General features: G+C 61.5%; 10 protein-coding genes. 1 reads left to right on the top strand and 9 read right to left on the bottom strand.

Annotation, left to right across the window (positions count from 1 at the left end; all coding sequences use genetic code 11):
* Positions 1 to 28 precede the first annotated feature (28 nt).
* From DT069_RS18145 to DT069_RS25035, 9 genes are all read right to left on the bottom strand, one after another.
* A complete protein-coding gene (locus DT069_RS18145) occupies positions 29 to 1,306 on the bottom strand; it encodes a hypothetical protein (protein WP_162913273.1) in 1,278 nt (425 codons plus the stop codon).
* 106 nt (positions 1,307 to 1,412) lie between these two features.
* Positions 1,413 to 2,447: an AAC(3) family N-acetyltransferase gene (locus DT069_RS18140; RefSeq protein WP_162913272.1), complete on the bottom strand. Its 1,035-nt coding sequence runs from the start codon at positions 2,445 to 2,447 to the stop codon at positions 1,413 to 1,415.
* 320 nt (positions 2,448 to 2,767) lie between these two features.
* Positions 2,768 to 4,552: an asparagine synthase-related protein gene (locus tag DT069_RS18135; RefSeq protein ID WP_119461747.1), complete on the bottom strand. Its 1,785-nt coding sequence runs from the start codon at positions 4,550 to 4,552 to the stop codon at positions 2,768 to 2,770.
* A gap of 101 nt (positions 4,553 to 4,653) precedes the next feature.
* Positions 4,654 to 5,340, bottom strand: coding sequence for a sulfotransferase family protein (locus tag DT069_RS18130; protein WP_162913271.1), 687 nt, complete (start codon positions 5,338 to 5,340; stop codon positions 4,654 to 4,656).
* Between the two features lie 228 nt (positions 5,341 to 5,568).
* A complete protein-coding gene (locus tag DT069_RS18125) occupies positions 5,569 to 6,882 on the bottom strand; it encodes a glycosyltransferase (protein ID WP_425450374.1) in 1,314 nt (437 codons plus the stop codon).
* A gap of 368 nt (positions 6,883 to 7,250) precedes the next feature.
* A complete protein-coding gene (locus DT069_RS18120) occupies positions 7,251 to 8,165 on the bottom strand; it encodes a class I SAM-dependent methyltransferase (protein ID WP_425450357.1) in 915 nt (304 codons plus the stop codon).
* Positions 8,166 to 8,238: 73 nt separating this feature from the next.
* On the bottom strand, positions 8,239 to 9,213 hold the full coding sequence (locus tag DT069_RS18115) for an NAD-dependent epimerase/dehydratase family protein (RefSeq protein ID WP_119461743.1): 975 nt from the start codon (positions 9,211 to 9,213) through the stop codon (positions 8,239 to 8,241).
* Positions 9,214 to 9,245: 32 nt separating this feature from the next.
* Positions 9,246 to 10,412, bottom strand: a complete 1,167-nt coding sequence (locus DT069_RS18110) for a glycosyltransferase family 4 protein (protein ID WP_425450356.1) — start codon at positions 10,410 to 10,412, stop codon at positions 9,246 to 9,248.
* 86 nt (positions 10,413 to 10,498) lie between these two features.
* Complete coding sequence (locus tag DT069_RS25035; protein WP_425450355.1) at positions 10,499 to 10,738, bottom strand: hypothetical protein; 240 nt, start codon at positions 10,736 to 10,738, stop codon at positions 10,499 to 10,501.
* Between the two features lie 552 nt (positions 10,739 to 11,290).
* Here DT069_RS25035 and DT069_RS18100 point away from each other — a divergent pair.
* Complete coding sequence (locus DT069_RS18100) at positions 11,291 to 12,631, top strand: putative O-glycosylation ligase, exosortase A system-associated (RefSeq protein ID WP_119461740.1); 1,341 nt, start codon at positions 11,291 to 11,293, stop codon at positions 12,629 to 12,631.
* The last annotated feature ends 210 nt before the right edge of the window (positions 12,632 to 12,841 follow it).

Genomic DNA, 12,841 nt, shown 5'->3' with positions numbered 1-12,841 from the left:
GGCTTGTTCCCAGGGCCTCGGCTTCGCGTTACGATATCGCCGCAGCGACGGTTTCCGCCCCCTCGACCGCGCGAATCTCCTGCTCGAGCATGCAGGCGTCGACCAGAAACTTGCACGCCCAATTCAGATACTCGTAGCGCCCATAGTCGCCGCTGATCGGAAAGGAACCTTTGACCGCGCCCCGGATCTCGGGCGAACCGCCAATGCGAACCGTGCGACGAACATAGCGCAGCGCGGCAAAGGCGGCGTCACGATATCGCGCGTCGCCGGTTTCGCGGAACAGCAGCAGCCAGCAATGGGCGATCTGCGCGGTTCCGGTCAGGCAGACCCACGGCACCGCACCTTTCCAGTCGGAATTCAGTCGGCCGGGCAGGAAGCCGTCCGGCTGCAAGGCAGTTAACACGCCGTCGGCGGTTCGCTGCGCGGCTTGCAGCAGGGCTGCGTCGCCGCCGAACCGATAGCCCTCGATCACGCCGCGGAGGACATAGCCGATCGTGTGGGTCAGCGGCTGCGTAGGGTCGGTGAGACAGCATCGGGCGAACCATCCGTTGCTCTGCTGGTGCGTCAGGGCCCAGCCGACGTTCCGCAGCCCCGCCGCGCCGTAGTCGCGGCCCGGGATGACACGGTCGGCCTCAAACAGGCCCCAGGCAACATGCGTCTCATAGGTCTTCTCGCCGACCCGAGCAAACGGAGTCGGGTGCTTCCGCCAGCAGCCGTCAGAATCCATCGTCGCGACGAGCCAGTCGGCGGCTGCGATCGTCTGCTCCCGATATTCGTCGAATGCCCGCACGCCCGCGGCCAAGCCTATAAGGATCTGGCCCGTGTTGAAGGTCACGGGAACGACGGGCGCGGCATCGATGGTGCCGCCCTGAAAGCCGCCGCCCGGCATTTGGATCTTGACGAACCAGTCGAGCATCCTTCGCGCGCGTTCACGAGCCGAGGCCTCGCCGCTCCGCTCAGCGTATTGCAGCAGAGTCGGAACGATGTAGCCCGTGGTTTCCGGGTAGGACGGCCCCCAGCCGCCGACCAGAGAATAGTGCCGCGCGACACCGCCATCGGCGGTCGCCGAATGGTCCTGTGCCCGCCCAATCCACTCGATTCCCTCGGCAATCACTCGATCTAATCCGGGATCCTCATGCTCGGCCAGACCGCGCGCATCGCGGTCACGCTCTGCCCGTGCCGCCGCCGGCAATTCGAAACGGTCGCGGACTCGATCGATCAGCCGGCGCGCCGGCTTCAAGCGTAGCACCGAATGCCGCAAAGACCCCCATGGCCGATGCGCACGCGGCCGAGGCTGCTCACTCATGGCCACGTCCCGTGTCTCCGGCCGACGCGCAAGCCGAAGCGTAAGTCCTTCCCATCACAAGAACCATCGATGTCTCCCCCTTAGCTTCCCCGCGCCGACTCGGTGGTTAAATCGCTTCGCCGAGCGCCTTCCCTTCAACCTCTCTACGTGTGCTGTAGATCGTGATCCCACGGGCAAGCAGCGCCTCGAGGCCCACATACATGCTCCGCGCCGGAATCGTCCAGGCGCTGCCTGCCCCCACGCTGGCCCAGCGCAGGCTGCCGGCCGCCTCGAAATGACGGGTGATGTAGCCGCGGATCCATTCGCCTTCCGGTCGGTCGATCCGGGTTCGCGAGACAGAGGGATCATGCGCCATCACGCGCAGCCGATGCTCGACACCGCTTTCGTCGCGACAAATCGCTTCGATCGGCGAATCAGGCGTGTAGACACTGAACGGGAAGTCCGGACGCAGGTCCTCGAGAACATGGTAGAAGGTGACCGTTCCAAGGCCGGTGCCCAGCCCGAGCAAGTGACCGTCCGCCTCGAGCAGGCGCGCCAACGGCGACCCCTCGGAAAAAGCGCCGACGCAGCGGTGATGCGACTCCACCAGCCAGTCCGCGCGCGGCCCGAGCGCGGCCACGGAATGCGTCGGATGCAGGCTGCGGCGGACGCCCGGCTCGTGACGGAACAGCTCCGTGATCGCACCGACCCGCGATGGGCTCGTCCGGCTGCAGAACACTGCGCCCGAGCGCAGCGTCTCGGACATGCTGCCGAGGCCGGTGAAGGTCGGCATCGCCAAGGTGCCGCCGCCTCGCTCGACGATCACGGTCCTCAGCACATCCACGACCGCGGCGGCACCACCTTCGACATAGCCGAGGGCTTTCAGTGAACTGTGGACGAACACGATCCCGCCGGAGGGCAGCGCCAGCGCCTCCAGATCGGCGATCAGCGCATCTCGGGTGACGGTAGGGCGGCTTTCGCGGACTCGCGCCTCGGCGCGCCGCAGCAGCAGCCCCTCGACTGGCCCGCCTATCGATTGGACTGCCTGGTTGACGGCGCGCTTTACGCCTTTCGGCAAGATCCTGCTGGCGAAAGCCAGTAGCGGCGACGGCACGACCGTCTTGATCAGCTTGAAGGTGCGCTCCCGAACAGGCGCTGCCATTTGGCTCTTGGGTTCAGGCATGACCGAACCCTGGAGCCAGTTGCCTGAAAAACCCGTTAAATGGGAGCCATATGTACGGCAACGTCGCCGGCCGGAGCCACCAACGGCGGGCATCCGAATACAACCACCAGCCCTCCTCGCGCAGGAAGCTGGCCGAAGTCAGCGAGCGCTTGAAAAACCGGCACTTCCCCCAAAAACGGCCCATTGGACAACCGCAATTACCGATACCGCCGCAAGCGCCCTTTCCAAAAGTACATCGCAAGCCGCGATGCCTGCAACTGAATACATCAGAAAGCGAACTTGGTTGAGAACGTTAATTTTTAGTGGGTGACGGTCGTCCGGATCGGATCGGATAGAACATATTGTCCGCCACAGGCCTTCCAGTATTTGGTGAAGATTGCCGCCTTGGTCAGGATATGGCCGTAATTCCCCACTCCCGCCCTGGCCGTCCACCGTGCCAAGTTGACGGAAAATCTATTTAGAATCGGCGACGGAAACTTCGATTCGCGGAGTTCCCGGTTCAGCTCATCGAGCTGAAGGCGCGCCCGTAACCGTTTCCAGTCGCGCCCATGCGAGTTGGACCACTGGTCCCGAAAATTCTCCGGAAGAGGAAGTGGACAAGGCCGATGACCCGGATAGGTCTGCCAGGGAACAGTCGTCGTTACCGGCGGGAACTCGGCAAGCCACTTGTGATAAAAATCGTGATAGAGGCAGGCGTCGATGCCGACCGAATACATCAGGGCGACAAAGTCGCTGTCATAGAATGGCGTCTCGAACTCGACGCGCGTGACGTCGATGTCCTCGTAATGATCGTCCAAATGCCGGCTCTGATAATCGATCAGATCGAAAAAGCTGATGGCGCGCCCCGGATCGGCACATTCGAAACTGCTCAGACGCTCGACCATGCCGCGTCGGGGAAGGTCGCAGACGAGGTCCGCGATGGATCGTGCGAAGAGCCTTCGAGGCAACATCTGGTTCTTCCTTGCCAGGTAACGCGTGGCAGCCTCTTCGATCCGCCCGTTTCTCAGCAACTCCACCAGTTGGGTAGTCTGAGAAACATAGCCGATCACGCCGCTTCCGCCCTCTCCCGACCAGATGATGCGAGGCCGTTTCGGGCTTTCGCTCGCCCCGAATTCCACGGGATTGAGCACAGGCAGGACGTTCGTCAGGGGAGAATGCGCGCCATCGTCGGAAATGGGCACGTGGCGGTGAATGGAGCCGATGGCTTCGGCATATCGCTCAGCCAGCGGCTGGTCGAGCGTGTCCGGAAAGGCGACGCTATAGGTATGAACGTCATCGACGGCTGACTTGAGCGCGGTAACGATGCAGCGCGAATCGAGTCCCCCGCTCAAGAAGGCGACGGCGGTTTGATGTTCGCCCAATCGGAGTTTCACCGATTCGCTGAACAGCCGATAGGCCTCGCGCCGCAGATCCTGCAGATCCGCCGAAGCTGGTCGGATCGTGTCCCATCGCCAATAAGGCTCTTCGGCATGGCCGTTCTCCGGGAAGCTAATAATCTGCCCCGCCTTCAGGACCTTTACACCCGCATAGGGCGTGCGGTCCGCAAGGGCAGTCCGCATGGCCGCGATCTCCGCGACGCCACGGACATCCATGTGCTTCTTGACGACGCGGCTGGCCTCCAGCACCCGGAGGGCCGATGCGAAAACGACATAATCGTCCGCGCGATAGTAGTACAGGGACCGCAAGCCAAGCTTGTCGGCAACCAAGTCGAGCCGGCGCGACGCAGGGTCGAACTGCGCCATGCAAAACGCACCACGCGCCGCCTTGAGAGCGGACCGATCGTTTCGCCGCCAGCAGTGATGAAGCTCCGAGAGGTCATCGGCGCGCGGCCGTTTGCGCGCCTTGCCGGTCCGATCAAGCAAGGGCTCGCCAGCCAACAGACTGATGGCGCCGGCATCGTCTTGGTGAAGCCCCGAAGAACCGAAGGCGCCGATATCGAATTTGATAAGATAGTGGCGGTCTCCCCGCAGCTCGAGCACCTGCTCGCCGGAATGACGAGAAATCGCTTGCCGCAGATCGTCGCAAACCTCGTTCGAAATGGGGAAGTCATCCCGCAGGCCGACGATGCCGGCGATCATGGTCATGCTAAACTGCTCCCGAGAGGATCGTTATGGCCCGGCACGCGCCGAGGTGGTGTGGTGCGACCTCGTCCGATTGCGAACCCCGCACCGTGAACATCGGCGCATCACGCGTAATCTTCCCATCGGGCCTTCCATACTGCGTCCAGCCGCGCGAGCATCGCATCGCAAAGCGCGCGAATCCTGTCGTCAATCACCGGCGGGAATTTCTTCCCGATCGATCCTCGCGAGATCATGGTCGACATCGACGGCCTGCACGCAACATCCATGAACCGCGTCATGCCGCCGACATGCTTCGCCGGATCAGTGACGAGCGCTTCATATTGCATCAGCATCACCCGGTCATGCCGGTCGAAACCCTGGTCGAAAAACAGCTGGTTACGGTAGTACCAGAACAGGGCGAGGGCCGAGGCGTCATTCATGCCGGGATGATAATGCTCGCGGACGATCGCATGGGTTTCGTCGGTCATGCCCTTGCCGCGCCAGTCACCGCTGGCTCGATCCTTGACGATCGCGTCGATCTGATTCCGGCCGCCCGGCCAGGCCACCATGTTCGAGTTGATCATGTCGTCATAATGGCGGAACATCCATATCGCTCGTGCGGGCGCGAACACATCCATCAGTCTCGTAAGGTCGCTCGCCTCGCAAAGCGCCTTGACCACCACACGTCTCGATGGCGAAGTTTCAACCAGACGGCGGATCACCGGCACATCTCGCATGACGTAGTTATCGAACGCGCGCGGATCGCTTTCATGGAAGACATCGGTCTCCCAGCCACGTTCCAGAATATCCATGACAAGGTTCGTGCCCGAGCGTTGAACGCCCGAAACGAAGGTGAGTTCCCGTTCGGCATCCGACAGGAATCGGTGGCGCCAAACCTGTCGCATCCGCTTCAGCCGAAGAAGCGACAGTCGCCGTAGTCTCGCCGGGATATCGTTCATGCGATGCAGATAGCGGCTCGACAGAATACAGGGATGCTGTTCGGCACTTTACCGACCCCCTTGCCGCTCTCTCTCCTGCCTTCAGCGGACCGATGCCAAGCGCTCAAGGCAGAAATGCTCGAGCTTCTCGAACTGAACTTCTCTGGACAGCCCCTCGCGCGCGCTCGGGGGCAAGGATTTGATGGAGCCATTCCGTTCCTTTTCCTCTAGCCACTCCCTCAATCGGTCGGCGATCAGTCGCGGGTCGTTCGAGAAGAAGCCGGCCGATCGCTCTCGAATGAACTTGGCCGGAACGCCGTTCTCGAGACCGAGCCCAAGGATCGGCCGCAGAACACCGAAATATTCGAAAAGTTTCGCCGGACAGTTGCCCTGCTCCTTGGGATCGCTCCACTGCAACAGCAGGAGGATGTCGGCCGCCCGTTGAATTTGGATAGAATCCTTGTAGGGGACGGCCGGATGCACCTCGACGAGGTCGCTCACTCCGCACCGCTCCGCCACCGGATGGACGAGTTCCGGGGCGGACCCATAGAAGACGACCCGGCAGCGCTCCCGATCCGGGCCGAGCAACCGGAGCGCCTCGAACAGCGGCGACGGATCGCGCCGCCCGGAATAGATGACTCCGGTGTAGACGATCTCCAGCTTTTCTGAGGCCGGCTTGGGTTCGTCATCCGGCTCGAGGGCGAAGTCGCGAGAATCGTAACCGTTATAAATCGCGGCGATAGGCTTGCCGAACTTCTCGCGGTAGAACTCGGCCCAAGGCTCGGACACTGTGACGATGCCCAGCGTGCTGTTGACGACACGCCGTTCGAGCCGCGCCAGCATATTGGTACGCCAATCGGGATATTCGTTATAGGGATCGTCGACCCAGCGGTCGCGAAACTCGGCAATCCACGGCGTCTTGGTCTGCCGGCTGATGAGGTGGCCGGCCAACAGGCAGGTGAAAGGCGGTCCGCTGGCATAGATCAGGTCGGGCGGCGATTGCTGGCAGATGCGCTTTGCTTCCGACATCGCCCAAGGCAGCCAGCCGATCCGGCTGTCGGGGAAATTCAGCGCATCCGTGTAGAGATTGCTGAGATGGCGCAACGCCGTCGTGATGGAGGCTGCCCCACTTCTGGGCTGGTATTTCGCGGTTCCATTCGGCGTCCCTTGTGCCTCATCACCACCGAAGAGCCGACTGTATAATCCTTGGATCCTGTCCCTTGGCCAATTAACATCTAAGAATTTGGTGAAGTGCACACGTTCCGCTGGCAACTCCAAAGGGAGTGTCTCCGGAAGATCCCAATGACGGCCTGCTACGACTCTAACCTCATGTCCCCGCTCGTGAAAATATTTTGCAAGCTTTCCGACGCGCACTGCGCCGATCGAATTGCCCGGCGGAAAGTACCAGGATAGCATTAAGATCTTCATCCAGTACCTTCGCGCGTATTTTCTTGATACTTTTCTCTAAATCTCAGGAAGCCGCTCTGCGAGGCTGAGGTCCTCCGAGGGCGCTCCGGCTGTTTGACGCATCCGAAAATGGGTCAATTGTCGGTCGTCTATGGCATGAAACCCTGGCCGTTTCAATCCGTGCACACGCCGCACCCGATTTAAGCCCGAACAGAGCGGTTAACGCAGCAGCGACCGAAGGCATTCCAGACCAACATCAACAACTATGTACAAATTGCCCCCACCTCCCCTACTGCCTCTATCCACCAGCCTTTGAACGTGCAAGCTCGGGAGACATGTTGTTTCCAAACTTTGGCGTATGAGTGATGCGCTTTGAGTTAACACTGGTCCGGTTTCTGCGCGATGCAGACCAGACCCAAAGCCGAATTTACAGGAGACAACGACACAACTTGCTGACGCAACCGGCGTGGTAAGCGCCGCAGCACCCCTTCCAAAATGGAATGAAAGAAATTGCCGGCTGGTAACCTGCGGTACTGGCCCGCGACGCCGATCAGAACCTGGCAGTTCGTGAAGCCGACATCCGAGAACATCTGCCGTAACTCTGAGGAGACATATTCCTTCAAATGGAATCCAGTCGCCACCTCGTCAAAATACCGTGACACGTCGTGCGGTCCGGACAAGCGATTTGGAGTAATGCAAAGATAAGATCCTCCGGGCGCCAGCGCGGCATAGATGTTGCCCAACTGTTCGGCCGCATCGTCCGGGTGCAAATGTTCCATTAACTGATTGCTGTAGGCGAGATCGATCGTCCCAGCCGGTACAGGGATGCTGGTGCCGTCGGAGAGGGCAAACCGGACATTCTCCTTGAATCCGTTGCCACGAGAAATCTGCTCACTCACATCAACCGCATAGACGAGCCGGAAATGATCGGCCACCGCCCTGGAGAGCGCACAGTCTCCAGCACCGATTTCCAGAAACACCTTCTGCTTGTCGAAAAAACGCCGCAGTAACTTTAGTTGCGATTGGAGTTGCTGCTCCGAATAGGCAGGATCCTGCTTCTTCCGAATTTGTGGATGGAAAGGGACTTTTTCGAAAAGCTCGTCATAGAGCTTATTGTACAGAATGCGCCGATCTTCCTTGCCCGCATCGATGAGTTGTCGCGCAAGGTCTTTCTCAACCAAATAGTGCGCTCGAATCTGCTCCGGCGTCAGATCGCCTTGCGGAGGCAACCGCAGAAACGGTGCCGGCTCGTCGGCCGATAAGACTTTCCGCGTATTCTCTAAGACTTTCAATTTCATCTCCGGGCAGCGGCCATCGACAAGCGCTTGTGAAGGAAGGTCGTACCTTACACCTGCAAAACCACCTCTAGCCAACAGTGGCTATCGGCGGCGAACCATGGGCAAGGCTGGCAAGAGTCCGGCTGAGGCCCTCCCGCAACGGTACTGTCGCCTTGAAGTTCAGTCGCTGGCCTGCCGTCCGGGGATCTCCGACCGAGACCTTGATATCGCCCTCGCGCGGCGGCTGGTGCTCGATAGGCACGCGCTGTCCCGCTAAGTCGATCATCACTTCGGCGAGCTGCCGCACGGCCGTCGCCGCCCCGGTGCAGACGTTCATTACCTCCGCGCGTGGCGTCTCGTCGCGCGCATCCTGCAGGCGGCGCATGCCGGCCAGAACACATCGCACGACATCATCGACATAGACGAAGTCCCGCGTCTGCTCACCGTCTCCGAAGATCTGCAGCGGATCGCCGCGTCCGACACGGCCGGCAAATATGGAGATTACACCGGAATAGGGCGATTTCGGATCCTGGCGCGGCCCATAGACGTTGAAGAAGCGGAATCCGATGGTCGGCAGATCATGAACGATCGCGGCCGCTCGCGCATGGAGTTCGCAGCCGAGCTTGTCCGCACCGTAGGCGGAGAGCGGCAAGGTTCGCGCATCCTCACCGAGCGGCAGCTCCGGGTTGTCGCCATAGACGGCCGCCGACGAGGCATAGACCACCGGCACGCGGGCTTGCCCGTCGGTCGCCCGCGCGGCCGACAGGATGTTGATCGCCCCCGTCAGATTCACCCGATGGGCACCGGCCCAGTCGGTGTTGCATCTCGCAACCGAAGCGACGGCGGCAAGATGGAAGCAGCCGTCCACACCCGCCATCGCTTCGGCGACGGCGGCCGGGTCGGCAACATCCCCGATTCGAAGCTCCGCCGCCTCCGGCGCATTGCTCCGCCGGCCGGTGGAAAGGTCGTCGAGAATACGAACATCATGCCCTCCGGCGACCAAGGCGTCCGCCAGATGGGAGCCGATGAAACCGCAGCCACCGGTGACCAGATATCGTGCCATTCGCCCTTCCCTGCTGCTGTGCCGTCATCCGACTATCGTGAGGTCCGACCTTCCAGAACTTTCCGGAAGAGGTCAAGTTGCCCTTGAGTCGTCGAATCCCAGGAGAACTGCTCCGCATAGGCCCGGGTGGCGGCGCGATCCGGCAGGGCCTGGAACAGGCGTCGGACGCCATCGGCGATGCCGCGGGGCGTGCGCTCGGCCGCGAGCGTTCCGGCGGCGGGGTCGGCCACCACTTCGGGCGTTCCCCAGACATTCGAGGCGACGACCGGTGTGCCGCAGGCCATCGCCTCGAGCAGCACATTCGCCCAGCCTTCGCGGCTCGAGGCGAGGATGAGAGCATCGGCGGCACCGTAGATCTGCGGCAGCCGATCATGGGGGACCGATCCTAGCAGTCGCACGCGGTCGCCCAAACCGTGCCGTTCCACTAGGCGCTGGAGTGCGGATCGCTCCGGCCCATCGCCGGCGATCAGCAGCGTCATTCCCGGCAGGTTCGCCAGCGCCTCGATCACGAGATGATGCCCTTTGCGCTCGATCAGGTGCCCAACCGACAGGAGGGTCGGATTCGTCAACCCGAGCGCCTTGCGCGCGGACTCCCGCTCGACCGGCCGGAACTGCGCCAGATCGACCCCGTTGCGCAGGACAGAAACACGCCCGGAAGGAACGCCGAGATCCACCAGAACATCCTTCAGGGCTTGGCACACCGTGATCAGTCCGGCCGCCTGGTTCGCCGCCCACAGGATCATCCGCCGCGGCAGGACATGCTGCGGGATCAGGTTCAGGTCCGTCCCGCGGGCGGTGATCAGAACCGGCTTGCCCAGCCGCCGGCCGAGCAGCGCGGCGGCAACCCCGTCCGGATAGAAATAATGGGCGTCGATCAGATCGAAGCGATGACCGGCGGCCACCAGCGCCTCCACATGGCGTACCAGGGGTCGGTACAGGAGCGCCGGGGCCACGCTCATGCCGATCTTCGGGATCACCGGATAGCGCGGGTGAGTGACGGCAATGCCATGCCGCGTCTCCTGGAGCGGCGCGCGGGCGAAGGCAGCATAGCGGCCGAAGCGCGCGGAACCGGACGGAAACCAGGGCACCGGAGCGACAACGCGCAGCGCCACCTCGCCGCTTTCAACCAGGTGCCGCAAGCGGTTCTCGACGAACACGCCATGCCCGGGCTGCGCCGCGTTGGGATAAAGCGTCGTCACCGATAGGATGCCCAGACGATCGCCCGGGCCAACTACCGGTGAGTGCACGGGCGAAAGTGCTGGATCAAGCGGCGACATCCCGGTCCCTATGCCAGCCGAAAGCGCGCCGCGCTGGGCGCCGACTGACGCTCACCATCGGCGACACTCCGGCGCCAACGAACGGACTTCTCGAACTTGCCCGCTAATTCATTAACCATCTGGTCGGCTTCGCCATATGATTGTCGGTCGAACCCTGCGGTCTTCCGGCTGATTCGGGCCGATTGAAGGCTTGCCGGGGCAAGTTGTTCCACCGCCTCGACGCGCACCGGCCGTCGGATTTGCGCCATCTTGGCCGGCTCGAACCCACAGGTCTCGGTTGATTTAGCCCCCCCGCGGATCCTATGATTTTGTATCATGACTCGGTTCGATCGAAAAAGGGGCCTGACCGGCCCGTGCCTGAACGCCACGGAACGGCACGCGACGATCATGCTCGGTTGCCCCTTCTGCGCGAGGTGACGCTCCCGTTTCCGGAGAGCCGCGGCGAGTCGGCGCAACCCGTTCTCATCGCGATGCCTTGGAGATGGCGTGACATCCGTTCATTGCTTGTCATTCTTCACGCTCCAATAGATGACCGCGACGACAGCCAGCATCGCCAACAAAAGCAGAAATCCAGACATGCGTTAACGATACCTTCCAAGTTCAGTTGGCCAAGTTTCGTTGGCGATCACTCGCCGCAGGAGCCAGCGCTATTGCTACGGTCGCACCACGGCGGGGTGCCTCCACTGGCCGACGTTAAGTCGTTACCCTGTCCCTTTGCCATAATCTCGAGTTCGGATATATGCACAGCGATACAAGAGACGGATCCGAAAGAGCAAGCAGGTAGATAGAGGCCGAATTAAATGCGCGATCTGGCTCTTCTCATGATTTTTCTCGGCCTGCTGGTCCCATCGTTCTTTCTGCCGCATGTGGGCGTCCTGACCTGGGCGTGGATCGCGTTCATGAATCCGCACCGCGAAACCTACGGCTTCGCCTACGATCAGCCCTTCAACAAAATGGTCGCGATCGCCACGATCGTTGCTTGGTTAATCTCGAGAGAACCGAAGCGCATCCCGATGAACTCGACCGTTCTCGTGGTTGGGTTGTTCGCGCTTTGGACGACCCTGACGACGGCGACCGCGCTCGTTCCGGGCCATTCGTGGGACCTGTGGCAGCGCAATCTCACGACGGTCGCGCTCGTCTTCGTCATCGTTTCCGTCATGCAGAATCGCGTCCGACTGCATGCGTTGATTTGGGTGATCGTAATATCGATCGGCTTCTACGGCGTGAAGGGGGGCGCCTTCACGATCATCACCGGTGGGCAGTACAAGGTCCTCGGCCCGGCCGATACGATGATCGGCGACAACAATGTCGTCGCCTTGGCGATGGTCCTGGTTCTTCCCTTGATCAATTATCTTCGGTTGCACACAGAAGAGAAATGGATCCGTCTTGCTCTCATGGGTGCCGGCGGGCTGACCATCATTGCCGTCATTGGCACCTATTCGCGCGGCGGCCTGGTCGCGCTTGCCGCGTTGATCCTGTTCTTCATCCTGAAATCCAAGGAGAAGTTCAAGTTTCTCATATTGCTTCCGCTTCTGCTGATCCCCGCGATCTTCTTCATGCCGGAGAAATGGTTCGGCCGAGCCGAAACAATCTCCGAATATGAGGAGGACAGATCTTTCCAAAGTCGGATCGACGCTTGGACAGCCTCCTTCAATCTCGCCAAGGCGCGGCCGCTGGTCGGCGGCGGCTTCTCGGCGATCGAAAACCGGCGCATCTTTATGGCTTACAATCCTAGTGCCGTCTATACCCAGGACCGGGGGCGAGCGGCGCATAGCATCTATTTTCAAGTCCTTGGCGATCACGGCTTTGTCGGATTCGGGCTGTTCATGATGGTCGCGCTGATCGGCTGGCTCAATGCGCGCTGGATCATTGCCAGGACTAAGGGCAGGGAGGACCTCGTCTGGGCACGCGATCTCTCGAGCATGATCCAGGTCAGCCTCTTCGTCTTTTTCGTCGCGGGAGGCGCCCTGTCGCTCGCCTACTATGACGTGTATTTCGCGCTGCTTGCAGTCCTGGCCAATCTGAGGATGCTGGTCACTCAGACCGTGAAGGCGGAAGCCAAAGCATCGCGAAGCCGATCGCCGATGCTACGCCCCCGCGTCGCACCCGCGCACAGACGAAAACCGATCGGCCCCGGATAGGGCCGATAGGAAGACGATCTAAATATGGACTGACGCCGCAGCGACTGCCACTTCATGGAGCGGTTGCGACCATCTTCGCGTTAAGTTCGTCGGGATTGACGCCGATGAGTGTGATGGAGCTGTCGGGGTCGAGCTGGAGGACGGCGTTGCCGTCGGCGTCGGCGGTGGCGGCGGCGAGCAGGGCGGCGGGATCGGCGAGCCCGCCCGCCA

The organism is Virgifigura deserti (assembly GCA_003576685.1).
Taxonomy (GTDB): domain Bacteria; phylum Pseudomonadota; class Alphaproteobacteria; order Dongiales; family Dongiaceae; genus Virgifigura; species Virgifigura deserti.
Note: the sequence above shows the minus strand (reverse complement) of the source record. Positions and strands in the feature narration are given on the sequence as shown.